Source organism: Massilia sp. NBRC 108631 (assembly GCF_059704565.1).
On record NZ_BAAKJE010000027.1, the window covers coordinates 53,557 to 80,533 of the forward strand.

At 67.0% G+C, this 26,977-nt stretch carries 24 protein-coding genes; 20 read left to right on the forward strand and 4 right to left on the reverse strand.

Annotation, left to right across the window (positions count from 1 at the left end):
* The first annotated feature begins 247 nt into the window (after positions 1-247).
* From AC6H42_RS02660 to AC6H42_RS02745, 18 genes are all read left to right on the forward strand, one after another.
* Positions 248-1,039, forward strand: a complete 792-nt coding sequence (locus AC6H42_RS02660) for an ABC transporter ATP-binding protein (RefSeq protein WP_229417999.1) — start codon at positions 248-250, stop codon at positions 1,037-1,039.
* Between the two features lie 46 nt (positions 1,040-1,085).
* The gene (locus AC6H42_RS02665) at positions 1,086-2,063 is read left to right on the forward strand and encodes an ABC transporter substrate-binding protein (protein WP_057153601.1); all 978 of its coding nucleotides are present in this window, start codon (positions 1,086-1,088) and stop codon (positions 2,061-2,063) included.
* A complete protein-coding gene (locus AC6H42_RS02670) occupies positions 2,064-2,912 on the forward strand; it encodes an ABC transporter permease (protein WP_082551444.1) in 849 nt (282 codons plus the stop codon). It abuts the gene before it with no gap.
* Between the two features lie 13 nt (positions 2,913-2,925).
* Positions 2,926-3,687 (forward strand): SDR family oxidoreductase, encoded by a 762-nt coding sequence (locus AC6H42_RS02675; RefSeq protein ID WP_497547355.1) that lies wholly within the window; start codon positions 2,926-2,928, stop codon positions 3,685-3,687.
* 15 nt (positions 3,688-3,702) lie between these two features.
* A complete protein-coding gene (locus AC6H42_RS02680; RefSeq protein ID WP_057152699.1) occupies positions 3,703-4,242 on the forward strand; it encodes a cupin domain-containing protein in 540 nt (179 codons plus the stop codon).
* A gap of 1 nt (position 4,243) precedes the next feature.
* Positions 4,244-5,179 (forward strand): alpha/beta fold hydrolase, encoded by a 936-nt coding sequence (locus tag AC6H42_RS02685; protein WP_082551443.1) that lies wholly within the window; start codon positions 4,244-4,246, stop codon positions 5,177-5,179.
* A 25-nt stretch (positions 5,180-5,204) separates the two neighbouring features.
* A complete protein-coding gene (locus AC6H42_RS02690) occupies positions 5,205-6,041 on the forward strand; it encodes an IclR family transcriptional regulator (protein WP_057152698.1) in 837 nt (278 codons plus the stop codon).
* A gap of 16 nt (positions 6,042-6,057) precedes the next feature.
* Positions 6,058-6,861 carry an SDR family oxidoreductase gene (locus AC6H42_RS02695; RefSeq protein ID WP_057152697.1) on the forward strand — a complete coding sequence of 268 codons (804 nt, stop codon included), beginning with the start codon at positions 6,058-6,060 and terminating at the stop codon, positions 6,859-6,861.
* The gene (locus AC6H42_RS02700) at positions 6,854-8,545 is read left to right on the forward strand and encodes a thiamine pyrophosphate-binding protein (protein ID WP_057152696.1); all 1,692 of its coding nucleotides are present in this window, start codon (positions 6,854-6,856) and stop codon (positions 8,543-8,545) included. Before AC6H42_RS02695 ends, AC6H42_RS02700 begins: the two co-directional genes overlap by 8 nt.
* A 60-nt stretch (positions 8,546-8,605) precedes the next feature.
* Entirely contained in the window at positions 8,606-9,358 is a 753-nt protein-coding gene (locus tag AC6H42_RS02705; protein WP_497547379.1) for an aspartate dehydrogenase, read from the forward strand.
* Between the two features lie 10 nt (positions 9,359-9,368).
* A complete protein-coding gene (locus AC6H42_RS02710; RefSeq protein ID WP_497547356.1) occupies positions 9,369-10,853 on the forward strand; it encodes an aldehyde dehydrogenase in 1,485 nt (494 codons plus the stop codon).
* A complete protein-coding gene (locus AC6H42_RS02715) occupies positions 10,853-11,824 on the forward strand; it encodes a VOC family protein (protein WP_497547357.1) in 972 nt (323 codons plus the stop codon). The genes AC6H42_RS02710 and AC6H42_RS02715 overlap by 1 nt, the downstream gene beginning before the upstream one ends.
* Positions 11,825-11,837: 13 nt before the next feature.
* Positions 11,838-12,062 (forward strand): recombinase-like helix-turn-helix domain-containing protein, encoded by a 225-nt coding sequence (locus AC6H42_RS02720; RefSeq protein WP_057152692.1) that lies wholly within the window; start codon positions 11,838-11,840, stop codon positions 12,060-12,062.
* A gap of 17 nt (positions 12,063-12,079) precedes the next feature.
* Positions 12,080-13,105 carry a Rieske 2Fe-2S domain-containing protein gene (locus AC6H42_RS02725; RefSeq protein WP_497547358.1) on the forward strand — a complete coding sequence of 342 codons (1,026 nt, stop codon included), beginning with the start codon at positions 12,080-12,082 and terminating at the stop codon, positions 13,103-13,105.
* A 27-nt stretch (positions 13,106-13,132) separates the two neighbouring features.
* On the forward strand, positions 13,133-14,086 hold the full coding sequence (locus AC6H42_RS02730) for a PDR/VanB family oxidoreductase (protein ID WP_057152691.1): 954 nt from the start codon (positions 13,133-13,135) through the stop codon (positions 14,084-14,086).
* A 118-nt stretch (positions 14,087-14,204) separates the two neighbouring features.
* Entirely contained in the window at positions 14,205-15,284 is a 1,080-nt protein-coding gene (locus AC6H42_RS02735; RefSeq protein ID WP_497547359.1) for a porin, read from the forward strand.
* A gap of 75 nt (positions 15,285-15,359) precedes the next feature.
* On the forward strand, positions 15,360-16,967 hold the full coding sequence (locus tag AC6H42_RS02740; RefSeq protein WP_497547360.1) for a methyl-accepting chemotaxis protein: 1,608 nt from the start codon (positions 15,360-15,362) through the stop codon (positions 16,965-16,967).
* A gap of 21 nt (positions 16,968-16,988) precedes the next feature.
* Complete coding sequence (locus tag AC6H42_RS02745; RefSeq protein WP_057152688.1) at positions 16,989-17,768, forward strand: FRG domain-containing protein; 780 nt, start codon at positions 16,989-16,991, stop codon at positions 17,766-17,768.
* A 3-nt stretch (positions 17,769-17,771) separates the two neighbouring features.
* On the opposite strand, the gene AC6H42_RS02750 is transcribed toward AC6H42_RS02745, so the two are convergent.
* Entirely contained in the window at positions 17,772-18,278 is a 507-nt protein-coding gene (locus AC6H42_RS02750) for a DUF1993 domain-containing protein (protein ID WP_057153598.1), read from the reverse strand.
* 86 nt (positions 18,279-18,364) lie between these two features.
* On the opposite strand from AC6H42_RS02750, the gene AC6H42_RS02755 reads away from it, so the two are divergent.
* Both AC6H42_RS02755 and AC6H42_RS02760 read left to right on the forward strand, forming a co-directional pair.
* Positions 18,365-18,820: a hypothetical protein gene (locus tag AC6H42_RS02755; protein WP_057152687.1), complete on the forward strand. Its 456-nt coding sequence runs from the start codon at positions 18,365-18,367 to the stop codon at positions 18,818-18,820.
* Positions 18,821-18,858: 38 nt separating this feature from the next.
* Positions 18,859-19,728, forward strand: a complete 870-nt coding sequence (locus tag AC6H42_RS02760; RefSeq protein WP_057153597.1) for a DUF2145 domain-containing protein — start codon at positions 18,859-18,861, stop codon at positions 19,726-19,728.
* Positions 19,729-19,734: 6 nt separating this feature from the next.
* Here the strand turns inward: AC6H42_RS02760 and AC6H42_RS02765 are convergent, their stop codons facing one another.
* The 3 genes from AC6H42_RS02765 to astB form a co-directional block, all read right to left on the reverse strand.
* Positions 19,735-20,757, reverse strand: a complete 1,023-nt coding sequence (locus tag AC6H42_RS02765) for a succinylglutamate desuccinylase (RefSeq protein ID WP_057152686.1) — start codon at positions 20,755-20,757, stop codon at positions 19,735-19,737.
* 4 nt (positions 20,758-20,761) lie between these two features.
* Positions 20,762-25,492 carry an NAD-glutamate dehydrogenase domain-containing protein gene (locus AC6H42_RS02770; RefSeq protein WP_057152685.1) on the reverse strand — a complete coding sequence of 1,577 codons (4,731 nt, stop codon included), beginning with the start codon at positions 25,490-25,492 and terminating at the stop codon, positions 20,762-20,764.
* 137 nt (positions 25,493-25,629) lie between these two features.
* Positions 25,630-26,970 carry an N-succinylarginine dihydrolase gene (gene astB, locus AC6H42_RS02775; RefSeq protein WP_497547361.1) on the reverse strand — a complete coding sequence of 447 codons (1,341 nt, stop codon included), beginning with the start codon at positions 26,968-26,970 and terminating at the stop codon, positions 25,630-25,632.
* Between the last annotated feature and the right edge of the window lie 7 nt (positions 26,971-26,977).

Below are 26,977 nucleotides of genomic sequence, written 5' to 3' on the forward strand. Positions count from 1 at the left end.
GCGCAAAAAAACAACAGCACTCCAGAGCAACTTTCAATTGAAAAGGGGGCGGCGCCATAGGGCGGCGCCCCCTTTTTCACGCCCGGGCATTTCTGCCCATTTTTTTTGCTTTGTTTTACCTATGAAACGCTGATTTTTATTTGAGACAAAAAGCTGGATTCTCGAAAAATGTCTGCTATATTTCAATCACATTACAACCCACATACGAAGCGTTGTTTTATATGTGGAACATATGATTGTGAGAGAAATGATGATCGAAATCGAATTCCGCAACGTCGGCAAGAGTTTCATCGACCGGCAAACCTCACAGCCGCGTTCTGCGGTTACCAACGTCAACATTTCCATTCGCAGCGGAGAAGTCGTGTCCATCATCGGTCCGTCCGGCTGCGGCAAAAGCACACTGCTGAACATGGGCGCCGGCTTGTACCTGCCGACGGTGGGCGAGGTGTACGTGGGCGGCGAACTGGTGACCAAGCCGGTGAAGAAAGTGGCCTTCATGCTGCAAAAGGATTTGCTGATGCCATGGCGCACCATCCGCGCCAACGTGGGGCTGGGCCTGGAGATCGACGGCGTGTCCGCCAAGGAGCGCGACCAGGCCGCCAATGCGCTGCTGGCCAAGTGCCACCTGAAAGGCTTTGAAAGCCACTACCCTTACCAGCTGTCCGGCGGCATGCGCCAGCGCGCGGCGCTGGCCCGCACCCTGGCGGTGGACCCGCATGTGCTGCTGCTGGACGAGCCATTCTCCGCGCTGGACGCCCAGACCAAGATGATCCTGCAGCAGGATCTGGCACAGATGCTGTACGAGAAGCAGCGCACCGCGCTGTTCATCACCCACGACCTGATCGAAGCCATCGCCTTGTCCGACCGCCTGCTGGTGATGAGCGAGCGCCCCGGCACCGTGATCGAGGAAATCGTGGTCGATCTGCCGCACCGCAACGATCCGCTGGCGCGCCGCAAGCTGCCCGAAATCGGTCCCCTGGCGGGGCGCCTGATGGAGCTGCTGAAAGTGGGCAAGGACCAGGAAGCCGAACTGCATTAATCCATACCGAACGCCGTTTCGATACTAATCAGGAGTGTATATGAGCATGCATAAAATCCTCGCCTCGGCCGCCTGTGCCGTCGCCATGGCCTTCGCCGCCGCACCAGTGCTGGCGGCACCTGAAGAAGTCACCTACCTGCTGCCGGCGCCGCCGAACACCCCGGCCTTCGCGCCGTGGATGATCGCGCAGCAGAAGGGCTACTACGCGGAAGAGAACTTGAAAGTGAACTTCGTGGCGGCCAAGGGCGGCGTGGACGTGGCCAAGCAGATCGGCGCCGGCAACGCGGTGATCGGCGGCGCCATCGGCGACACCCCCATCATCGTGCGCGCCAACGGCGTGCCGGTGAAAGCCATCGCGGTGCTGGGCGCGGGCTCGCTGACCATGGTCGGCGTGCACCAGGGCGGCGGCATCAAGTCGCTGGCCGACCTGAAGGGCAAGACCATCACCGTCATGTCCTACACCGACACCACCTACTACGCACTGCTGGGCAATATGAAGCACGTGGACCTGGGCAAGAGCGACGCGGCGATCCAGGCCGCCGGCCCGTCCGGCGTGTGGCAGGTGTTCGCGGCCGGCAAATCGCAGGCGCTGGCCGGCGTGCCGGACTGGATCGTCAGCGCCACCGACGCCGGCGCCAAGGTGGACATCATCGAGACCAACGGCTTCAAGTCCATGGCGCAGGCCATCCTGGCGTCCGACGACACCATCAAGAACAAGCCGGAACTGCTCAAGCGCCTGGTGCGCGCCACGCTGCGCGGCATGGAAGACATCATGAAAGATCCGAAGGCCGCCACCGCCGCCTACGTCGAAGCCATCCCTTCCTACAAGGGCAAGGAAGCGAGCATCGAGCAGATCTTCAATATGTACCGCAAATATGTCTACGCCAACCAGAAGCCGCTGGGCCAGATCGACGGCGCGCGCATGGAAAGCGTGCAGAAGTTCTATGTCAGCGAAGGCATCGTCTCCAAGGCGGCCGCCGTCAACGACCTGTTCACCAACCAGTTCATCGGGACGGCGCGCTAAATGGATACCGCAACTTCAGCCAATTCAGTCTCCCCCGCCATCATGACCACGCCCGCCAAGACCGCCCCGCTGCTGAGCGAAAAAACGCGCACCGTGCTGGGCAGCCTGCTGGTGCTGGCGATCTTCCTGGCGGCCTGGGAATGGGGTCCCGGCGCGCTGGGCATGCCCGAGTTCATCCTGCCGCGCTTCTCGCGCGTGCTGCAGGAATCGGTCTTCATGTGGAAAAACAGCGACCTGCTGGGCCACTTCGGCATCACCGCCATGGAAGTGGTGATCGGCTTCGCGCTCGGCTCCCTGCTGGGACTGGCGGTCGGCGTGGCGCTGGGCCTGTCGCCGCGCGCCGAAGCCATGCTCTCGCCCTACATCCTGGCGCTGCAGATCGCGCCGAAAGTCGCCTTCGCGCCGCTGTTCGTGATGTGGCTGGGCTACACCATCTACCCGAAGATCATCGTCGCGGTGCTGATCGTGTTCTTCCCGGTGATGATCAACGTGCTCTCGGCCATCCGCACGGTGGACCCGGACATGGTGAACCTGGTGCGCACGCTGAACGCGTCGCGCTGGCAGATCTTCTGCCTGGTGGAATTCCGCTCCGCCATGCCGGCCCTGTTCTCCGGCCTGCGCATCGCCTCCACCCTGGCCGTGATCGGCGTGACGGTGGGCGAACTGGTGGGCGGCAACCAGGGCCTGGGCTTCCTGCTGGTGGACGGCGAGGGCCAGGGCAACACCGCCGCCGTGTTCGTGGCCATCTGCGCGCTGACGCTGACGGGCATCGTCACCTACGGCGCGGTGGTATGGGCCGAACGGCGCGTGCTGCACTACCTGCCTAAAGCAGCAACCAGCACGAAATAAGGAGGCGCTTCAGATGACTACTACCCAACTCCTGGCCGGCCGCAAGGTGCTCGTCACCGGCGCGGCGCGCGGCCTGGGCCTGGCCTTCGCCACCGCCATCGCCGAGGCCGGCGCTACCGTGGCGCTGGCTGACATCCTGCACGACACGCTGGCCGCTTCGGTGGCGGCGCTGCGTGAACGCGGCCTGCAGGTGCACGGCTTCCCGCTCGACATGGCCGACCCGGCTTCGATCGACGCCTGCGCCGCCGCGGCGGTGGCCCGGCTGGGCGGGCTCGACGGCCTGGTCAACAACGCCGCCATCACCAATTCGGGCGGCAGGTCGTCCGAGCAGATCGAGATCGCCATGTGGGACAAGGTGATGGAAGTAAACGTGCGCGGCACCTGGCTGATGACCAACGCCTGCCTGCCCGCGCTGCGCGCCTCCGGCAGCGGCGCCATCGTCAACCTGGCATCGGACACGCCGCTGTGGGGCGCGCCCAACCTGATGGCCTACGTGGCCAGCAAGGGCGCCATCATGGGCATGACCCGTTCGCTGGCGCGCGAGGAAGGTGCCCACAACATCACCGTCAACGCGGTGGCGCCGGGCCTGACCAAGGTGGAAGCCACCGAGTACGTCCCGGCCCAGCGCTACCAGACCTACCAGGACGGGCGCGCCCTGCAGCGCCTGCAGGTGCCGGAAGACGTGACCGGCGCGGTGCTGTTCGCGCTGTCCGGCCTGTCCCGCTTCGTCACCGGCCAAGTCCTTGCCGTCAATGGCGGCTTCGTAATGAACTAAATCAGGAGCATACAAATGAGCGACGTATCCGAACAAAAGCAGATCCAGCGCAGCTGGGACCAGCCGCAAGGCGCCTCCTTCGAGGAATGGATGAACACGCGCGTGGCGCGCTTCTCCACCCGCAAGTACGACTGGAACGCGCTGAAATTCCAGGCCGACTACGATCCGAAGTACCGCCGCGCGCAGATGCGCTACATCGGCACCGGCGGCACCGGCGTGGCCAACGACAGCAGCGTGATCCCGTCCGAGCACTTCACCTTCTCGACCATGATCATCCCGGCCGGCCATGAAGGCCCGCCGCACGTGCACGTGGACGTGGAAGAAGTGTTCTTCGTCCTGCGCGGCAAGCTGAAGCTGGTGCTGGAAAAGGACGGCGAGCGCTTCGAGACCATCCTGACCGACCGCGACGTGGTGTCGATTCCGCCCGGCGTGTACCGCGAAGAGATCAATATCGGCGAGGAAGACGCGCTGATGTGCGTGATGCTGGGCGCGCAAAAGCCCATCACGCCAACCTATCCGCCAGAGCACCCGCTGGCCAGCATCAAGCGAGGCTGAGATGAACTTTGCCGGCATCAGCGCCATGGCACCGGAAGCGGACGGCTTGCAATACGCCCTGTCCCTGCTGGAGCGCCATTTCGCGGAACGCACGGTCGCCGTTGAAGGCGGCATGGTGAGCTACCGCGAAATCGCAGCCGCCCCGGGCGCGCCAGGCGTGCCGCCGGCGCCCGCCGCGCAGTCCGCCACGCAGTCAACCGTAGTGCTGCTGCACGGCATAGGCTCGGGCGCCGCCTCCTGGCTGCCCTGCGCGCTGGAGCTGGCCGCCGCCGCACCGGGCAGCCGCGTGATCGCATGGAACGCGCCCGGCTACGGCAGCTCCTCCGTGCTGGCCGCAGCGCGTCCCGGCGCGGAAGCCTACGCCGCCCGCTTGCGCCAGATGCTGCAGGCACTGGGGGTACTGGACTCCGGCCGCTTTGTGCTGGTGGGCCACTCGCTGGGTGCGATGATGGCCTGCGCCTACGCCGCCGCCCACCCTGCCACGCTGGACAAGCTGGTGCTGCTCAGCCCAGCGCGCGGCTACGGCCAGGCGGCGCGGCTGGCGCAAGGTGCGCAAGTGGCGCGCGAGCGCCTGTCCACGGTCGGCGAACTGGGTGTGCACGGCATGGCCACGCAACGCTCCAGCCGCCTGTTGTCGGGCAATGCCGGCACTACCCAGCGCGACTGGGTGCGCTGGAACATGGCGCAGCTGAACCTGCCAGGCTACACCCAAGCCGTGCACCTGCTGTGCGGCGACGCCATCGACAATTATGCGCTGTCCGGCGCGGTGTGCGCGGTGGCCTCGGTCCATTGCGGCAGCGCCGACAACGTCACCACGCCGGCCGATTGCCGCCTGGTGGCCGAACACCACGGATTGCCGTTCGCCCTGATCGACCAGGCAGGCCACGCCTGCTACGTGGAGCAGCCCCAGGCTGCCGCGGCGGCCATCCTGAACTAAACCATTACAACTTACGGGACCAAACATGAACAACAAGCCTGAACAAGCGGAAGATGACAGCGCCGACAAATACACGGTGCCCGGCCTCGAACGCGGCCTGCGCCTGCTGTGCGAATTCAGCCGCCACGAGAAGACCTTGTCGGCGCCGGAACTGGCCAAGCGCCTGGACGTGCCGCGTTCCACGGTGTTCCGCCTGCTGACCACGCTGGAGCGCATGGGCTTCGTCGAGCGCGCCGAAGGCGGCCGCGATTACCGCCTCGGCATGGCCGTGCTGCGCATGGGCTTTGAATACCTGGCTTCGCTGGAGCTGACCGAGATCGGCCGCCCGCTGCTGGAACGGCTGCGCGACGAAATCGGCTACTCCACCACGCTGGTGGTGCGCGACGCGCGCAACATCGTCTACGTGGCCAAGTCCAGTACCCCGGCGCCGTTCGTCAGCACCGTCAACGTCGGCACCCGCCTGCCGGCGCACGCCACCGTACTGGGCCGCGTGCTGCTGCAGGACCTGACCCTGCCGCAGCTGCGCGAGCTGTATCCGGAAGAGCACCTGAAGGTGTACTCGGACAGCACGCCGCACACGGTGCTGGACCTGTTCAACATGCTGCAGCAGGACCGCGAACGCGGCTACGTGTGGGAACAGGGCTTCTTCGAGCGCGGCATTTCCACCATGGCCGCGCCGGTGCGCGACCACAGCGGCAAAGTGGTCGCCGCGCTGGGCGCCACCATCCCCGACCAGCAGATCGGCACCGGCCACCTGGAGCGCATCGTGGCCCAGGTACGCGGCAGCGCGGACGAGCTTTCCCGCCTGCTGGACCATGCGCCGACCGAAACCGCGCAAATCGTCAACCTCTGGCAGCGCTGATTTTACGGAGCACATGATGAGCATGACTAATCTTGCAGGCCGGGTAGCGGTGGTGACGGGCGGTTCGTCCGGCATCGGCTACGCGACCGTACAGCTGCTGCTGGAAGCCGGCGCCGCCGTGGCCCTGTGCGGCCGCGACGCCGCCCGCCTCGAATCGGCTGGCGCCGAACTGCGCGCGCAGTTCCCCGCCGCGCGCCTGCTGGCGCAAACCTGCGACGTGCTGGCGCCGGAACAAGTGGCGGCATTCGCTGCCCGCGTGCAGCGGGAACTGGGCGCCGCGTCCATCCTGGTGAACAATGCCGGCCAGGGCCGCGTATCGACTTTCGCCGATACCGCCGACGAAGCGTGGATGGAAGAACTGCGTTTGAAGTTCTTCTCCATCATCCACCCCACCCGCGCCTTCCTGCCGCAGCTCAAGACCGGGCCCGGCGCCGCGGTGGTGTGCGTCAACTCGCTGCTGGCGGTGCAGCCGGAGCCACACATGGTGGCCACGTCCGCCGCGCGCGCCGGCGTGCACAACCTGGTGCGCTCGCTGGCCACCGAATTCGCGCCGGACGGCGTGCGCGTGAACGGCATCCTGATCGGCCTGGTGGAATCGGGCCAGTGGAAGCGCCGCTTCGACGCCCGTCCGGAAGAAGACCAACACCTGGACTGGGCCGCGTGGACGCGCCGCCTGGCACAGAAAAAACAGATTCAAATCGGCCGTCTCGGCCTCCCCGAAGAAGCAGCGCGCGCCATCATGTTCCTGGCCTCTCCGCTCTCTTCCTACACTACCGGCAGCCATATCGACGTCTCTGGAGGACTTTCACGCCATGTCTAATACCAATCAAATCACCGTCGGCGGCGCCATTGCCGCTTTCCTCGAGCAGTGCGGCGTGAAAGCCGCCTTCGGCGTGATCTCCATCCACAACATGCCCATCCTGGACGCCTTCGGCGAACGCGGCCAGATCCGCTTCGTGCCGGCACGCGGCGAAGCGGGCGGCGCCAACATGGCCGACTCCTATGCCCGCAGCACCGGCGGCCTGGGCGTATGCCTGACCTCGACCGGCACGGCGGCCGGCAACGCCGCCGGCGCCATGGTGGAAGCGCTCACCGCCGGCACCCCGCTGCTGCACCTGACCGGCCAGATTGAAACGCCTTACCTGGACCAGAGCCTGTCCTATATCCACGAGGCGCCGGACCAGCTGACCATGCTCAAGGCCGTGTCCAAAGCCGCTTTCCGCATCCGCAGCACGGACACCGCGCTGAGCACCGTCAAGCAGGCGGTCCAGATCGCGCTGACGCCGCCCATGGGCCCGGTCAGCGTGGAGATCCCGATCGACATCCAGGCCGCGCTGATCGACATGCCGTCCGACTTCAAGCCGCTGCCCATCCAGCGCAACGAGCCGTCGGTGCACGCGCTCGACGAACTGGCCGCGCAGCTGAAGAAGGCCAAGCGCCCGATGCTGTGGCTGGGCGGCGGCAGCCGCGGCGCCTCGAAGCAGGTGCAGCGCCTGCTGGACATGGGCTTCGGCGTGGTCACCACCACCCAGGGCCGCGGCGTAGTGGCCGAAGACGACCCGCGTTCGCTGGGCGCCTTCAACCTGCATAAGCCGGTGGAGAACTTCTACCAGACCTGCGACGCCATGCTGGTGGTGGGTTCCCGCCTGCGCGGCAATGAAACGCTGAAGTACGAACTGAAGCTGCCGCGCGCGCTGTACCGCATCGACGCAGATCCGGCCGCCGAAGGCCGCTGCTACAAGAGCGACTACTTCGTCTGCGGCGACGCGGAGCTGGCGCTGGAAGCGCTGGCCGACCGCCTGGAAGGCAAGATGAGCATCGACCCGTCCTTCATCGCCGACCTGCAGGCCGCCCGCGCGGTGGCGGTGGCCGGCCTGGTCGACGGCCTCGGCCCCTACAGCGCGCTGGTGGACCAGCTGCAGGAAGCGGCGGGCCGCCGCTTCAACTGGGTGCGCGACGTGACGGTGTCGAACTCCACCTGGGGCAACCGCTACCTGCGCATCTTCGATCCGCTGGCGGGCGTGCATGCACTGGGCGGCGGCATCGGCCAGGGCCTGGCCATGGGCATCGGCGCAGCGGTCGGCGCGGCGGTGACCAAGTCGGGCAAGAAGACCTTCACGCTGGCCGGCGACGGCGGCTTCATCCTGAACCTGGGCGAGCTGGCCACGGCAGTGCAGGAAAAGGCCGACATGGTCATCGTGCTGATGAACGACAAGGGCTACGGCGTGATCAAGAACATCCAGGACGTGCAGTACGGCGGCCGCCGCCACTACGTCGACCTGCACACGCCGGACTATGCCGAGCTGTCGCACTCGCTGCAGCTGCGCCACGCCCGCGTGAGCAACCTGGCCGATGCCGGCCAGGCGCTGCGCACCGCGCTGTCCGAACCGGGTCCCTTCCTGCTGGAGATCGACATGCTGTCCATCGGCAGCTTCAAGACCGCCTTCGCAGGTCCGCCGGTGAAGGCAGCCGCGCCGGCCGAAGCCGCCACCGCCACCGCATAAGGAGAGCCCGCCATGCTGCATGTATCGATGATAGGTTGCGGCGCCATCGGCGTCGGCGTGATGGAGCTGCTGAAAAGCGATCCCGAGGTGGTGTTCGACCTGGTGATCGTGCCGGAGTCCGGCCTTGAGCACGCCGGCGCCACCGTGCGCGAACTGTGCCCGCACACCAAGGTGGGCGTCGGCCTGAACGGCAGCCGGCCCGACCTGCTGATCGAATGCGCCGGCCACCGCGCCATCGAGGAACACATCATCCCGGCGCTGGAGAGCGGCATTCCGTGCATGGTGGTGTCGGTGGGCGCCCTGTCCGAGGAAGGCCTGGCTGAAAAACTCGAACAGGCGGCGCAGCGCGGCAAAACCCAGGTGCAGCTGCTGTCCGGGGCGATCGGCGCGATCGACGCGCTGGCTGCGGCCCGCATCGGCGGCCTGGATTCGGTGGTCTACACCGGCCGCAAGCCGCCCGGCGCGTGGAAGGATACGCCCGCCGAAAAGCTGGTGGACCTGGACGCGCTGACGCAGGCCACGGTCATCTTCGAAGGCACGGCGCGCGAAGCGGCGCGCCTGTATCCGAAGAACGCCAACGTGGCGGCCACGCTGTCGCTGGCGGGCCTGGGCCTGGACCACACGCAGGTGCGCCTGCTGGCCGATCCCGCCGCGACCGAGAACGTGCACCACGTGGAAGCGAGCGGCGCCTTCGGCGGCTTCGAGCTGACCATGCGCGGCAAGCCGCTGGCGGCCAATCCCAAGACTTCCGCGCTGACGGTATTCAGCGTGGTGCGCGCACTGAACAACCGCGCGCACGCCCTCTCGATCTAAGGCAAGACAGATGAACTCGAACATCACTCAACAAATCTGCGTCGCGGGCGAATGGCGCCTCGGCGGCGGCGACAAGTATGCCACGCTGTATCCCGCCACCGGCGAACCGGTAGCCTACCTGCACGCCGCCAGCGTGGACGACGTGCACGAAGCCATCGAGCGCGCCGACCTGGCCTTCCGCACCAGCGGCTGGGCACAGCGCAAACCGCACGAGCGCGCCGCCGTGCTGAACAAAGTGGCGCAGCTGATCCGCGAACGCGGCGAGGAACTGGCGCAGATGCAGCGCCTGGACAACGGCAAGCCGATCACCGAAACGCGCAACCTGGTGGCCAGCGCCGCCGCCACCTTCCAGTTCTTCGCGGCAGCCTGCGAAACGCTGGAGGAAACCATCACCCCGGCGCGCGGCGACAACCTCACCATGAGCGTCTACGAGCCAATGGGCGTGGTGGCCGCCATCACGCCGTGGAACTCGCCCATTGCCAGCGAAGCGCAGAAGATGGCGCCGGCACTGGCGGCCGGCAACGCGGTGGTGGTGAAACCCGCCGAAGTGACGCCGCTGGCGGCGCTGGAACTGGCCCGCATCTGCATCGAAGCCGGCGTGCCGGCCGGCCTGATCAGCGTCCTGCCGGGCAAAGGCTCGGTGATCGGCGACGCCATCACCCTGCACCCGCTAGTCAAGCGCGTGTCCTTCACCGGCGGCACCAGCACCGGCAAGCACATCGCCCACATCGCGGCCGACAAGATGATGCCGGTGTCGCTGGAACTGGGCGGCAAGTCGCCCACCATCGTGTTCGAGGACGCGGACCTGGACCACGCCGTGGCCGGCGTGCTGTACGGGATCTTCAGCAGCTCGGGCGAGTCGTGTATCGCCGGTTCGCGCCTGTTCGTGGCGCACAGCATCTACGACAGCTTCATGGAGCGCCTGGCCGCCGGCGCCGCCGCGCTGCGCGTGGGCGACCCGGCCGACGAGAAGACCCAGCTCGGCCCCCTGATCACCGCGCGCCACCGCGACAGCATCGAGTCCTATGTGGCGCTGGGCGTGGCCGAGGGCGGCCGCATCCGCACCGGCGGCATGCGCCCGCAAGGCGCCCAGTTCGAGAAGGGCAATTACTACCTGCCGACCATCATCGAAGGCGTGCAGAACGACTGGCGCATCTGCCAGGAAGAGATCTTCGGCCCGGTGCTGGTGGCCATGCCCTTCACAGACGAAGCGGACCTGATCGCCCAGGCCAACGACAGCGTGTACGCGCTGGCCGCCGGCATCTGGACCCAGGACTACAAGAAGGCCTGGCGCTACGCGCGCGCGGTGCAGGCCGGGAACGTGTGGATCAACACCTACAAGCAGTTTTCGATTTCGACCCCGTTCGGCGGCTGGCGCGACAGCGGCCTGGGACGCGAAAAGGGCCGCCTCGGCATTCTGCAATACATGGAACAGAAAAGCGTCTACTGGGGCATGAACGACATGCCGCTGCCGTGGGCGCAGGGAGCAAAGTAATGGACGTACTTGGAATCGACGAGATCACCTACGGCGCGGACGACCTGCCCGCCTGCAAGACCTTCTTCTCCGACTGGGGACTGAAGCTGGTGGAGGAAACCGCAGGCCTGCTGGCATTCGAGACGCTGAACGGCTGCCGCGTGCTGGTGCGCCGCGCGGACGACCCGGCGCTGCCGCCGGCCATCGAAGCCGGTCCCACGCTGCGCGAAGTGGTGTGGGGCGTGTCATCGCCCGAGGTGATGGAGCGCTTCGGCGCCATCGTGCGGGGCCTGCCCGGCGCCTACGAGAACGCGGCCGCCGGCCGCATCGGCTGCACCGACCCGAACGGCCTGGCCGTGCGCTTCCAGGTCACCCGCAAGCAGGACGTGGACGTGCAATGCGCCGAGATGAACACCTGGTCGCACCGCCCGCGCGTGAACCAGCGCAGCCCGGCCTACGAGCGCGCCACCCCGATCGAGGTCGGCCACGTGGTGTTCTTCGTGAAGGACGTGGCGGCCTGCGAAGCCTTCTACCGCAAGCACTTCGGCTTTGTGCAGTCGGACAGCTACCCCGGCCGCGGCGCCTTCCTGCGCTGCGCCGACGTGGGCGGCCACCACGACATCTTCCTGCTGCAGACGCCCGATCCGAAGGCCGGCCTGAACCACGTGGCCTTCACCGTGCGCGACATCCACGAAGTGTTCGGCGGCGGCATGCACATGTCGCGCCAGGGCTGGGACACGCAGCTGGGACCGGGGCGCCACCCGATCTCGTCGGCCTACTTCTGGTACTTCAAGAATCCGGCCGGCGGCCTGATCGAATACTACGCCGACGAGGACCAGCTGGACCAGCACTGGGAGCCGCGCGAGTTCGAACCCGGCCCCACGGTGTTCGCGGAATGGGCCATCGAAGGCGGCCTGGATGGCAACACGCGCAGGCAACGCAACGCCAAGGCGCCCGAAGGCAAATTCCTGACCGACAAACCAAAGTCCTGAACGGAGACACATCATGCAAGAACGTTACCTGACCGTACACCAGACCCGCCGCCGTGAACCCACCGGCTATGAGGACTTGCTGGGCGATTCCATCGAACGCGCTTTCGCGTCCGGCATCGCCGACCTCACCGCGCTGGTGGCGCACCTGAACCGCACCGGCCCCGGCTTCCCCGGCGGCGGCGCATGGACCGAAGAAGGGTACCAGGCCGAAGTAGCGCGCCTGGCCGCTGAATGCTGAACAAGGAAGGACAAGCCATGAGAACCGTAGCCAACGATCCAGTAGAAGCCGTCCTCGCCGCCGGCCTGAAAGACCTGTGGTATCCGATCTGCCCGTCCGGCTTTATCGCCGAGCGCCCCGTCTCGCTGCGCCGCCTGGGCCGCAAGTTCGTGCTGTGGCGCGAAGCGAACGGCACCCTGCACGCGCTGGAAGACCACTGCCCGCACCGCGGCGCGCCGCTGTCGAAGGGCATCGTGCTGGGCGACCGCATCGCGTGCGGCTACCACGGCGTGCAGGTGCGCTTCGACGGCGTGGTGACCAGCGTACCGGGCAGCCCGGGCTGCAAGCTGGAAGGCGCCAAAGCCACCCGCTCCTTCCATGTGCAGGAGGCGGCCGGCGCCATCTTCGTGTACAACGCCAGCAAGGATGTGGACCAGCCGCCGCCGCTGGAACTGCCGCCGGAACTGAGCGCGCCCGAGTACTCGAATTTCCTGTGCTACGCCGAATGGAACGGCGACTACCGCTACGTGCTGGACAACGTGCTCGACCCGATGCACGGCACCTTCCTGCACAAGCAGTCGCACTCGATGGCCGAAGGCGAATCCACCGCCGCCTTCCGCGTGCGCGACACCGACACCGGCTTCGTGTTCGAGAAGGAAGGCCAGCGCGGCGTGAACTTCGACTGGACCGAATATGCCGAAACCGGCATCCAGTGGATGCGCCTCGAGATCCCCTATCCGAAGACCGGCGGCCCGGGCGGCAACTTCATCATCATCGGCGGCTACGCGCCGATGGAGGAAGGCGCCACCGCCGTGTTCTTCTGGCGCGTGCGCAAGGTGGAAGGCTGGCAGCGCGACACCTGGCGCTTCCTGTACAAGAACCGCCTGGAAGCGCGCCACTGGCATGTGCTGGAGCAGGACCGCGAGATCCTGGAAGCGATGGAGCCGGACGCCAACCAGCGCGAAATGCTGTACCAGCACGACATGGGCATCGTGCGCCTGCGGCGCCACCTGCGCGGCCTGGCCAAGGCGCAGATCGCCGCCGCCGAAGAGAAGACCGCCTAAGACATCAGAGTATCGGGAGCAATCGCCATGAGCAACAGTCAACAGATCACCGTGCGCGTGCAGGCCATGCGCTTCGAAGCGCAGGGCATCGTCAGCGTGGAGCTGGTGTCGCCGGACGGCGCCGAGCTGCCCGCCTTCGCGGCCGGTTCGCACATCGACCTGCATTTGCCGAACGGCGTGGTGCGCAGCTACTCGCTGTCGAATTCGCCGCTGGAGCGGCGCCGCTACGTAATCGGCGTGCTGCATGACCGGAACTCGCGCGGCGGCTCGCGCTACGTACACGAGCAGCTGAGGGTGGGCTCCACGATACAGATAGGCGCGCCGCGCAACAACTTCCCGCTCGACGAAACGGCCGCGCACACGGTGCTGATCGCCGGCGGCATCGGCATCACGCCCATCTACAGCATGCTCAACGAACTGCGCCGCATGGGCAAGTCGGTGGAACTGCTGTACTGCGCGCGCAGCCGCAACGAGGCGGCGTTCGTCGACCAGCTGCTGGCCGACGGCCGCGCACAGACCCACTTCGACCAGGAGGCGGGCGGCCCGCCGGACCTGCGCGGCTACCTGGCCGGCAAGTCGGCCGCGGCCCACTTCTACTGCTGCGGCCCAACGCCGATGCTGAACGCGTTCGAAAGCATTTGCGCGGAACTGAAGCTGCCCAATGTGCACATCGAGCGCTTTGCCCCGGCCGAGCCGGTGGTGGCGATGCAGGGCAGCGAGTACGAATGCCAGCTGGCCCGCTCGCAGAAGATGGTGATGGTCCCGGCCGGGAAGTCGCTGCTCGACGCGCTGCTGGAAGCTGGCATCGATGTGGACCACAGCTGCCGGGAAGGCGTGTGCGGCTCGTGCGAAACGGCGGTGATCGACGGCGTGCCGGAACACCGCGACGGCGTGCTGACCAAGGCCGAACGCGAGTCGGGCAAGACCATGATGGTCTGCGTCTCCGGCTGCAAGGGGAACCGCCTGGTGCTCGACCTCTAAGCCACGCGCGCTGCGCTACCGGCACCCGGCCGGTTTTTTTTGCGCCCAATTCAAGTTTGAAACGACGTTTTATCCATGAAACGCGGCTCGCGCCGCCTATAACAAAAGGGGAGTTCCGATGAAGAAGCACATCTACGCCGCAGCAGCAGCAATCGCCAGCACCGCAATCACCGGCGGCGCAGCCCAGGCGCAAAGCAACGTCACCATCTACGGCAGCCTGGATGCGGGCGTGGCTTACGTGAGCAACCTGGCTGGCAAGTCCACCGTGCGCGTCGACCAGGGCACCATGCAGCCGGACCGCTTCGGCTTCCGCGGCGTGGAAGACCTGGGCGGCGGCCTGAAGGCCGTGTTCCAGCTGGAAGGCGGCTTTGCCACCGACACCGGCGCCAGCGTCAACGCCACCAAGCTGTTCAACCGCACCACCATGGTCGGCCTGTCCGGCAATTTCGGCAGCGTCACGCTTGGCAACATGCCGGACATCGTGTTCGACTACGCGGGCAAACTGAGCAACGGCTTCCAGCTGACGAACTTCTACCTTTTCCACCCCGGCAACCTGGACACGCTGGCCAATACCTACCAGTACAACAACGTGGTGCGCTACACCTCGCCTGCCATGAACGGCCTGACCGTCAGCGCCATGGTGGGCATGGGCGAACAGGCCGGCGACAGCAGCAAGGGCCGCAACGTCAGCGCCGGCGCCAACTACGTCAACGGCCCGGTGCGCCTGGCCCTGGCCTACAGCAAGCAGAACGACCGCGCCGCCGGCTATGCGGGCGCCTTCCTCTCCACGCTCAACCTGGGCAACGCCGGCACCGTGTTCGACAGCCTGACCACCTGGGCGGCCGGCGGCGGCTACAAGGTCGGCGACTGGCGCCTGAACGCGCTGTACACGCAAAGCACCGTGGACCTGCCGGCCTCCAGCTTCAAGCAGAAGAACGTGGACCTGGGCGCGGCCTGGAACTACACCCCGCTGAACACCCTGAACATCGGCTTCACCAACTCCAAGCTGGGCGGCGCCAAGTACAACCAGTTCAGCATCGGCAACGCTTACGCTTTCTCCAAGCGCACCGAGTTCTACGTGCAGGCGGCCTACCAGAAAGCCAGCGGTTCGGCGCGCTTCGCGCTGCAGAACAACACCGGCGCGGCCGATGGCCGCAACCAGCTGGTGACCACGATGGGCGTGCACCACTCGTTCTAAAACCTGATCGCAGTGCCACGCCGCGCCGTGCCCCTGTTCCGGTCAGGGCCGCGCGGCGTTCTCCATGGAGTTCACATGTTCGCAAATCTTAAAATCGGCAACCGGCTGGCGGCAGGCTTCGGCATCATCATCGCGCTACTGGGCGGTATCGTACTGGTGGCGGTACAAAGCCTGGCCAGCCTGAATCAGGCCACCAGCCAGATCGTCGACGACCGCTATCCGCAAGTGGTGCTGACCACCAGCCTGCTGTTGCAGGTGAATGAGAACGCCATCTCGATGCGCAACATGCTGCTGGCCGATAATCCGGACATGCTGAAGGCGGAAACCGCCTCCATCGCCGCCGGCGAGCAGGCCATCGCCGAAGGGTTGAACAAGCTGCAGGGCATGCTGTCCAGCGAGGCGGGACGCAAGGCCTACGCGGACATGCAGGTGCTGCGTGCGAAGTACCAGGCCGGCCAGGCCGAGTTCATGAAACTGGCGGGCAGCGGCGGCACCATCGACGCGTCCGCGCTGCTCATGACCACGCTGCGCGACGACCAGCTGGCCTACACCGCGCGCATGAAAGGCTTCCTGGCCGGCGGCGGCAAGCTGATGGAAAAGAGCGGGCGCGAGGCGGCCGACCTGTATGCCGCCAAGCGTTTGCACATCCTGCTGCTGGCCGCCGCAGCCTGCGTGCTGGCGGTCGGCTTCGGGCTGTGGATCACGCGCACCATCACCGGCCCGCTGGGCGAGGCGGTGCGGGTGGCACGCACCGTGGCCGGCGGGGACCTGAGCAGCGAGATCGAGGTGCGCTCGCAGGATGAAGTGGGCCAGCTCCTGCAGGCCTTGAAGGAAATGAACGGCAGCCTGCGCAACATCGTCAGTGAAGTACGCAGCGGGACCGACGCGATTGCCGGCGCCGCCAGCGAAATCGCGCAGGGCAACCTGGATCTGTCGGGCCGCACCGAGCAGCAGGCCAGCGCACTGGAGGAAACCGCGTCGGCCATGGAAGAGCTGTCGGCCACCGTGAGCCAGAACGCGGAGCACGCGCGGCAGGCGCGCGAACGGGCGCAGGACGCGTCCTGCGTGGCCACCGGCAGCAGTTCGGTGGTGGAGCAGGTGGTGGCGACCATGGATGCGATCAGCGCGTCCTCGCGCCAGATCGGCGATATCATTGGCGTGATCGACGGCATCGCCTTCCAGACCAATATCCTGGCGCTGAACGCGGCAGTGGAGGCGGCGCGCGCAGGCGAACAGGGACGCGGCTTTGCCGTGGTGGCGTCCGAAGTGCGTACGCTGGCGCAGCGCTCGGCGGCAGCGGCCAAGGACATCAAGCACCTGATCGACGCCTCCACCGCCAGCGTGGCGAGCGGCGGCAAGCTTGCGCAGCAGGCCGGAGCGACGATGCATAATGTGGTCACCAGCGTGGCGCAGGTGGCGGTGTCGGTCAGCGAGATCGCTTCCGCCAGCGCGGAACAAAGCAGCGGCCTGGCGCAGGTGAACCAGGCGGTGGTGCAAATGGATGAGACCACGCAGCAGAACGCGGCGCTGGTGGAGCAGGCGGCAGCGGCGGCGCAGGCGCTGCAGGACCGCGCGGCAGAGCTGGCGCGGCTGGTGAGCGTGTTCCGCCTGAACGCCGGCGACGGCATGCACGGTCCGGCGCTCCGCGCGGCGGGCCCGCGTCCCGCCCTGCTGGCAGCCTGACCGATTTTGAGAGGAGTGCGGATGGAACAGATCAGTGTAAGCAACTGGAACGAATTCACGGCCCTCAGCGCGGAGCTGGACGGCTGGGCATTCCGTGGCCAGCAGGATGTGCGCTGGCCGCTGATGACATCCCTGGCGCGCTACCTGAGCGCCTACATCCCGGACCAGGCCAGCTGGCGCGCGCGCGAGGAACGCGCCATCCGCATCTTCCGCCGCAAGGCGCACAACTACCTGACCGACCCGTCGGTGCTGGACAACGCGCTGCGCTGCCTGGCACTGATGCAGCACCACGGCGCGCCCACCCGCCTGCTGGACTTCACCAAGTCGCCCTTCGTGGCGGCGTTCTTCGCGCTGGAGCGCGCCACCGGCGACGCCGCCGTCTACGCGCTGAACACGCCGCGCCTGTGGACCGCCGCGCCGCACACCGATCCCGGCATGGACCGCGACCATATCGACCCGCGCGAGGGCGGCAACTTCACGCGCTTCTACCTGCCCAACAGCCACGCCATCATCTGGATCGGCGAGCCGACCGAGATGGACCGGCGCCTGGTGGCCCAATCGGGCACGCTGGTGGTGCCCGGCATGCTGGACAAGCCGCTGGACGAGATCCTGCCCGCCTATGGCGACAGCGGCGCCCTGCTCAAGCAGATCGTGCTGCCGCAGGCCATGCGCGACGAGGCGATGAAAGCGCTGTACCGGATGAACATCACCAACGCCACGCTGTTCCCGGACCTGGACGGCCTGGCGCGCTCCATCGGCATGGAGCTGGAGATGGTGTGGCCGGTCGCCACCGGCCCGTGATTCTCAGAACGGCCCGAGGAAATCCAGCTTGCCAAGCTTCACGCCCTGCGCGCGCAGGATGCCGTAAGCGGTCGTGATGTGGAAGTAGAAGTTCGGCAGCGCGAAGGTGAGCAGGTAGCCCGAGCCGGTAAAGGACTGGCTGAAGGCGCCGAACGCCAGCGTCACCTCGCGCGCATCGGCGCCGTCGAACTGCGCCTGGGGCACGCTCTCCAGGAAAACGATGGTTTTCTCGATGCGTTCCTGCAACTGCTGGAAGCTCGCTTCGTTGTCTTCAAACTTGGGCGCATCCACCGCGCACAGGCGCGCCACGCACAGCTTGGAGGCGTCGCTGGCGCGTTGCACTTGCGCCGACAGCGGGAGCATGTCTTCGGCCAGGCGAGCGCCCAGCAGCACGTCCGGCACGGCGCCGCTGGCGGCGGCATGCTCCTCGCCCTTCTTCAGCAACGCGGACAATACATTGAGCCCGCGCACAAACACCGGGACCGACACCTGATACATGGATAGGGACATGGCGGCTTCTTTCGATGATAGGAAGGTGGAAATCATACGTGTATTATCTGGTTTTCGCTCGCAGAAGCGCAATTATAGGAATGACAATGAAGTTCCCATCGATTTTCAAGGCCGCCGGCGTTGCCGCTGCGGCCACCCTGGCCCTGAACGCGCAGGCCGACAGCTTCACCTCCTCCGCGTCGAGCGCGGGCTCCGCTTCCAGCGGCAGCGTGTCCACTTCGCTGAACGGTTCCAGCAACAGCTCCAGCGGCGACAACAAGACCGCCGGCGGCCCGTACCACATCATCCAGATGGCGGCAGCGCCGGGCAAGGCCAACACCACCCGCCTGACCCTGCAGCACGACGCCAGCGGCAAGCTGCTGGTGCTCGACCTGCCGGCGGCCATCGCGGCCAAGGAAGGCCTGGAACTGGGCGGCGTGGTGCTGACGCAGCCGCGCTCCTACGGTTTCGAGTTCGCGCACGCGGACACGCAAAAAGCCTTCTTCCTGGTGCTGGAGGACGACTGGCATAGCGAACTGGCCGCGCGTCCCGTCAACCTGTGACATTGCGCCACCTGGCGGCATGCGCGCTGAGCGCATGCATGCTGAGCCTGGCCGCGCTGCCGCTTGGCGGCGCCCAGGCGGCCACCTTCTGCGACCGCTCCAACAGCCTCACCGCCGGTGAGCAGGATCGCCTGCTGCGCTTCGCCGCCGTGGTGCGCGAAGAGCTGGGCCAGCCTGGCGGCAGCGCAGCACTGGTGAGCCGCTCCGGCCTGGACCTGTCGCGCTTCAACATCCGCTACTCGCACGCAGCGCTCGGCTGGCGCGGCGATGCCGGCGGCTGGACCACGCGCCAGCTTTACTATTCCTGCGACGAAGACCGCCCGCGCATCTTCGACCAGGGCGTGGCCGGCTTCGTCATGGGCACGGACGATCCGAAGCTGGGCTATATCTCGGTGGTGCGCCTGCCGGCGGAAGCGGCCAACACGGTGCGCCTCGCTTCGCTGGACGGGCAGATTGCACTTGGCCTGCTGGCGGGCACTTACAGCGCGAACGCCTACGCCTTCGGCCTGCAATACCAGAACTGCAATCAATGGGTGGCGGAGCTGCTGGCCGCCGCGTGGGGCAACCTGGCCAACGGCGGCGACGTGCGCGAGCGGGCGCAGGCCTGGCTGCGCGAAACGGGCTATGCGCCGGAGGGCGTGGCTGTAAACTCGAGCTTCCTGATGCTGGCTTCGTACTTCGTGCCGCATGTACACCTGGACGACCATCCGGCGCAGGACCGCTATGAGATGAAGCTGAAGGTGAGCTTGCCGTCCACGCTGGAGGCCTTTGTGCAGCAGCGCTATCCTGCCAGCGAGCGCACGGAGATCTGCCACAACGCGCGGCAAATCGTGGTGCACAAGGGATGGACACCGGCCGCTGCGGGATGCCAGGCCGGACCGGGCGACCGGGTGATCGCCCTGGACTAGCCTGGACTAACTGAGCCGCACCACCATCAAGCCTGCGCGCAAGCCGATGCGGACGTCCGGGTTCGGGAACACCACCATTTCTTCCGGGTGCTGAACGGTATAGACCGTGTCGCCGTCGCGCGCGATTTCGTCACCCTGCTTGAGCGGTGTGAAGTTCCAGGTGTCCTTGCCGAACGCCATCTGGAATTGGTCGCTCAGCTTGATGATCTGGCGCGCGGTGGCGTACACGTGCGGCGCCGCTTTCGCCTGCCTGGGCTCCGCGCCGCGCAGCAGGTCGTCCAGCGCCTGCGACGCTTCCGTGAACTGCTCCAGGTTGTTTTCGCCCAGCGTGCCAACACGGCCCAGCTCCACCGTGGTGCCGGCTGCGGCGTGATGCTCGGCGGAGTAGTAGCTGTAGGTGCCCACCGATGCCGGATTCATGATGACGGCGCCGATCGCCGCCTGCCCCAGCCAGCCGATCAGCTTTCCGCGCGCGCCGTCCTCGATGATCTCGGGGACAATGGCGAAGGTCGGGTAGACCGAGGGGCGGATGGCGGTGTGCAGGTCCAGGTGCCAGCGCACCGGCCCCGCATCCTTGAAAAAGTCGCTGGTGGCGGCAATCATCACGTCGGCGCGCGCCGCTTCGGCCGTGCCTTCCAGCGTGCCGCGCTGGGCGCGGAACATGCGGTTCAGATCCGCGTCGATGAAACGCTTGCCGGCGCGGATGGCGCCGATGTTGCCGACACAAAGCATCAGGTCCACCGCCAATGCCGACGCATTGGCCGCAACGTCGCGCGACAGCGCGTCCAGCAGGTAGGCCACCACTTCGATCGGGCCGGTCTCATCGCCATGCACACCGACCGAGACCAGCACCGCAGCACGCGCGGCGCCATCGGCATCCGCACCGGCATCGGCCGGGGTAGGACGCTTCACGGTCAGGATGCCGTCGGCCGGCTGCGTCACCGCAAAACCGGCCGCCGCGAAGCGGGCCGCGACGGCGCTGAAGTCCGCCTCGGCCAACGCCCTTACTGCTTCAGGCAACATCGCCATGCGCTTAAGCCGCCAGCGGAACGGCGTTGGCCGCTTCGGACAGCGCCCACACGTCCAGCATCGCCTGCTCCAGGTCCGCCGAGGTGGCGTAGCCGGACAGCCCCAGCGTGTTGGTCACCACTTCCACGGCTTCGGCCGCGTCGTGGCCGTTGGTGGCGCGGGCCAGCACTTGCGTCAGCAGGCGCTGCTGCGTGCGGCGCAGCGCGTGCTGGGCGTAGCTGCGCAGCTGCTCTTGCGAGCGGCTGGCGGCAGGCAGCTTCAGGCCGCGTTCCAGCGTGTCGATGCCCGCCTGGCTGCGCAGGGCCATGCCCACTTGCAGGAAGGCCGGCAGGTCCATGCCGCCCGGACGCTTGACCGACAGCGCCGCGAACACGAAGGCCGCCACGGCTTCCACCGCGTCCACCGCTTTCCATGCATGCGCGAATTCAGGACGCAGGCCCGGCGTGGTGTCGGCTTCGGACTGGCCATCGGCCGGCACCAGTTTCTTCAGCATGTCCGGCTGGGCGAACAGGCGGGTCAGCTCGTCCACGCCGCCGGCTGCGCGCAGCTGGTCGGCAGGCACGGCCAGCACGCCCTGGATCACAGCGCGCTGCAGGCTGCGGGTGCGGCCGTCGACCTTGATCGACACGGCGCGCGGCACTTTCAATGCATCCGCGTCCAGCGCCTCGAACACCGGCGCCAGGTTCAGCGCCGACCATGCCTGGCCCCAGGCCAGGATCACGTCGGCTTCATCCACGCTATGTTCGGCAGCCAGTTCGCGCAGCATCAGCGGACCGCAGCGGTTCACCGATTCGTTGGCCAGCACGGTGGCCAGGATGGCGTTGGCCAGCGGGTGCGCCAGCGCGGGACGGGTGGCCACCAGCAGGTCCGGGAAGTACGGCTTGAGCACCGCCTCGGCCCAGCTCTCTTCCGTCAGCGGCAGCGCCGACAGCAGGCGCTTGTAGCGGTTCTTCACGTTGGCGATCACCACCGCCAGTTCCGGCGTGGTCAAACCACGGCCGTCGAGCTTGCGGCGCGCCAGTTCAGCCACGGTGGGCAGCTGCTCCAGTTCACGCGACAGCGCACCCTCTTCTTCCAGGCTGGCGATCAGCGCGGCGTAGCCGTCCTGCACCGCTGCCTCGGACTGTGCTTGCTGTTCGCGCACCAGCAGGTGCGTCTGCAGCGTGTTGTCGCGCAGGACCAGGCGCTCGATGTCGTCCGTCATTTCGTTCAGGATGCGGTTGCGGTCCGCTTCGGACAGCTGGCCGGCGTTCATTTCCACGTCCAGCCACATCTTCGCGTTCACCTCATGGTCCGAGCAGTCCACGCCGGCCGAGTTGTCGATCGCATCGGTGAAGATGCGGCCGCCCGCCAGCGCGAACTCGATGCGGCCGGCCTGGGTGGCGCCCAGGTTGCCGCCTTCGGCCACGATCTTGCAGCGCAGTTCACTGCCGTTGACGCGGATATTGTCGTTGGCGCGGTCCTTCACTTGCGCATGCGACTCGGCCGACGACTTGATGTAGGTGCCGATGCCGCCGTTGTAGAACAGGTCCACCGGCGCCAGCAGGATGCGGTGCATCAGCTCTTCCGGCGGCAGCGCGGTTTCCGCGATGTCCAGCGCGGCGCGGATCTGCGGCGACAGTTCGATCGAGCGGGCGCTGCGCGGGAATACGCCGCCGCCCTGCGAGATCAGTTCCTTGTTGTAGTCTTCCCACGAAGAGCGCGGCAGGGCGAACATGCGCTGGCGTTCGGCAAAGGAAACGGCGGTGTCCGGATTCGGGTCCAGGAAGATGTGGCGGTGGTCGAACGCGGCCAGCAGCTTGATCTGGTTCGACAGCAGCACGCCGTTGCCGAACACGTCGCCCGACATGTCGCCCACGCCCACCACGGTAAACGGGGTGGTTTCCATGTTGTGGTCCATCTCGTAGAAGTGGCGCTTGACCGCTTCGAACGCGCCCTTGGCGGTGATGCCCATCTTCTTGTGGTCGTAGCCGTTCGAGCCGCCGGAGGCGAAAGCGTCGCCCAGCCAGAAGCCGCGCTGCACGGCGATGCCGTTGGCGATGTCGGAGAAGGTCGCGGTGCCCTTGTCGGCGGCCACCACCAGGTAGGGGTCGGCGCCGTCGTAGCAGACGGTGTCCGCTGGCGAGACGATATTGCCCAGCACGCGGTTGTCGGTCACCTCCAGCAGGCTGGAAATGAACAGGCGGTACACGGCTTCGCCTTCAGCGGCGATGGTTTCGCGCACGGCGTCCTTCGGCATCATCTTGCACACGAAGCCGCCCTTGGCGCCGGCCGGTACGATGACGGCGTTCTTCACCATCTGCGCTTTTACCAGGCCCAGCACCTCGGTGCGGTAGTCTTCCATGCGGTCCGACCAGCGCAGGCCGCCGCGCGCCACGGGGCCGCCGCGCAGGTGCACGCCTTCGAAACGGCGCGAAAACACGAAGATCTCGCGGAACGGACGCGGTTCCGGCACCAGCGCCAGGTGGCTGGTGTCGAACTTGAAGATGATCTTGTCGCCCTGCTGCTTGTTCTGGTAGTAGTTGGTGCGCAGCGTGGCGGCCATCAGGTCGACCATGGCGGCCAGGATTTCCTCGGTGTCCGCATGGTTCACGGACGCCAGGCGCGACTTGACGCCGGCCAGTTTCTCCAGCGCTGCGGTGCGCTCGGCTTCCGGCAGCGCGGGGTTGAAGCGCTGTTCAAACGCATCGACCAGTTCCTTCACCAGGGCCGGCTGCTTGCGCAGCGTTTCAGCCACGTAGCGCACCGAGAAGCGGCTGCCGGCCTGGCGCCAGTAGCTCGCATAGGCGCGCACCAGCTGCACCTGGCGGGTGCTCAAGCCGCCTTCGATGACCAGGCCGTTCAGGCGGCCGTCTTCTGCTTCGTTGTTGAACAGCGAGGTGACCAGGTCCTGCACCACTTCGGCCACGCCGGGCTGCGCCAGCTTGGCGGCGCTGACCTCGTCCACCAGCAGGCTGGTGACGAAGTGGCGCTTGCCGTCGCCGGTGTGGATGGTGTAGGTCTGCTCGCGGTCGATCGCCACGCCGGCATTGTGCAGCGCCGGCAGGATATTGGACAGCGACGGCACGCGCTCCACCGAGTACAGGCGGATGGTGGTGGCCTTGCTGTCGGCCGAAGCCAGTTCCACGCGCGCGGCCACGCGGCCGCCGTCGCCCTGGCGCAGCATGGCGCCCAGGTCATGGAAGGCCACGGCGGGTGCGGTGGCGTTCACGTAGTCCACCGGCAGCGTGGCGCACAGTTTGCGCAGGCTGGTGCGGGTGCCCTCTTCGAACACGGCGTCGGCCAGGGTGGAGAAGCTGTTGTGCCAGCCATCCAGGATGGACAGCAGCGGACGCTGGATGTCGGACTCCAGGTCCAGCGGATAACGGGCGGCGTGCGCGATCAGGTAGACGCGCGCCAGCGGGCCGTCGGCGACCAGGGTTTGCGAGCTGACGTGCGAGGCGCCCGAGCTTTGCTGCAGGGCCTTGGCCAGCGCGTGCGCCACCGAGGCGCTGTAGCGCTCGCGCGGCAGGTAGACCAGCACGTTCAGGTGGCGGGCGTACACGTCGCGGCGGGCGAACACCTTGGTGCGCGGCTGCTTGTACAGCGACACGACCGCGCCGCACACGTCGGCCAGCCACTGCGGTTCGGCTTCCATCGCTTCGGTGCGCGGCAGCGATTCCAGGATCTCGACGAACTTCTCGGCGCGGAAGCCTTCCTTGCGCACGCCGGCGATCTGCAGCACCTGCGCGATGCGGCCGCGCGCGAACGGCATGCGGGTCAGCGGGGTGATGGTGGCGGCGCGGGTGAACAGGCCGACGAAGCAGTGTTCGCCCAGGATGGCGCCGTTGGCGTCGGTGTTGCGCACGCCGATGAAGTCCAGGTGCTGGTCGCGGTGCAGCGTGCCTTCCACGTCGGCCTTGACGATGGACAGGGTATGCGGACGCTTGGAGAGGGTGTCGAAGTCGCCGGGGATGTTGGCCAGGCAGGTGCCGTAGATCGGGTGCGAGGTGTCCTGCAGCACGCCGATGCGGCTCGGGATGTCGCGTTCCAGTTCGCGTACGCCAGGCTTGACCTGGTAATAGGCGTAGCCGAACGGCTCGAAGCCTTCGGTGCGGGCCCAGTCCAGGAAGGCGGCCACTTCCTGGCCTTCTGCACCGCCGTTCGCGGCTGCTGCCGCGCCCACGCTGGTGAAGCGCTCTTTCATGGCGTCCAGGTCGCGGCGCACCACGGCGGCGTCGCGCGCCACCATTTCCAGGCGCGCCACCAGGGCCGCCAGGTCGCCTTCGGCCAGGTCGTCGGCCAGCAGGACCAGCACGTAGGATTCGAACTTGCCGCCGGCCGCGTCAGCGCCGACGGCGGTCGCCACGCCGTCGGCGGAACGCGCCACCGGCAGCACCGCGTTCAGCACGCCGTTGGCGATCAGGCGCTGCTTGCGCAAGGCCATGACGATGGAGTCCACCAGGTACGGCATGTCGTCGTTCAGGATCAGCAACGCGGTCGCCTTGCCGCCGCGGCCGTCGGCGTAGCGCAATTTGGCGATCTGCACACCTGCGCCGCTGCGCTTGGCAGCCTGCGCAAAACCTTCCCACAGCACCGGGACCAGACTGTCCGGCGCGACGCCGGCCAGGTCTTCTTCATCTATGGCCGCGAGCCAGGCGCCGATCAGGGCGGAGACTTGGCCGCTGTCGGCCGACTTGTTCGCGTTGATCAGGTCCAGCGTCTGTTTGCGCAGGTCTTGTGGCATTTGTGTCATCGTTGCTTCTCCAATACGTTGTGTGTATTCCGTCCACACCGTGAGGCTTTTGGCTGGACGGCGGCGACGCTTTATTCGGTTGCGGGGGTTGGCCCCGCAACCATATGGGGATGATTACTCGAATTTACAGATCGAACTTACAGATCATACAGCCCCGGCAAGCCCAGGATGCGGGTCAGCTCCTCCAGTGCGGCGCGGGTTTCCAGCGCCAGCGCGGGGTCGGCCAGGTCTTGCGGCTCCAGGTGGTCGCGGTAGTGCTTCTCCACCCACGCCACCAGCGTGTGGTACAGCGCCTCGGTCATGACCACGCCCTGGTGCATGGCCGCCGCTTCCTGGTCCGTCAGCGCCACGCGCAGGCGCAGGCACGCAGGGCCGCCGCCGTTGCGCATCGACTGGCGCAGGTCGAAATGGATCAGTTCATCGACCGGGCCGCCGCTGGCCACCAGGCCGTCCAGGTAGCGCGCCACGGCGGGGTTCTCCTGGCACTCCTGCGGGATCACCAGCGCCATCTTGCCGTCCGCCTTGGACAGCAGCTGGGAGTTGAACAGGTAGCTGTGCACCGCGTCGGCCACGGCCACGGCGCCGGTGTCCACGCGCACCGCCTGCAGCTCCGCGCCCACGCCGGCCATGGCCGCGCGCACGCGCTCCAGCGTGGCCGCTTCGTCGGCGAAAGCCTGCTCGTGGTAGAACAGCACGTTGCCGTTACCGACCGCGATCACGTCGTTGTGGAACACGCCCTGGTCGATCACGTCCGGGTTTTGCTGGACGTAGACGGTGCGCTCGGCGGCCAGGCCGTGCAGGCGCGCCACGGCTTGCGATGCTTCCAGCGTCTGGCGCGCCGGGAAGCGCTTGGGCGCGGGCGCGGCCGCGTCGAACTCCACGCGGCCGTAGACGAACACTTCGACCGCTTGCGCGCCGTGTGCGGCGCACAGGCGCGTGTGGTTGGCCGCGCCTTCATCGCCGAAGGCCGGAGTACCGGGCAGCGCGTCATGCACGGCGAAGTGCTTCGGATCGCTGAAGATGGCGCGCAGGCTGCGCGCCGACTGCGCGTGCTCGAAAGCGCGGTGCAGCTTGTTGTTCAGGTTGGCCGGCGTGAAGTGCACGCGGCCGTCGCCGGTGTCCGCCGAGGGGCTGACGGTGGCGGCGTTGGCGGTCCACATCGGCGAGGCGGAGTAGGCGCAAGCCAGAATCACCGGCGATTCCTTGTAGGCCCTGGCCAGCACGTCGGCGTCGCTGCCGGTGAAGCCCAGGCTGCGCAGCAGGCGGAAATTGGGACGGTCCTGCGGCGGCAGCAGTGCTTGCGCAAAACCGCGCTGCGCCAGCGCGCGCATCTTCGCCAAGCCCTGCAAGGCGGCCTGCTTCGGGTTCGACGCGCTCTTGACGTTGTTGAACGAAGCCACGTTGCCGAACGAGAGGCCGGCATAGTTGTGGGACGGGCCTACCAGGCCATCGAAGTTGAATTCGCGTGCTTGCGCCATGGCGTCG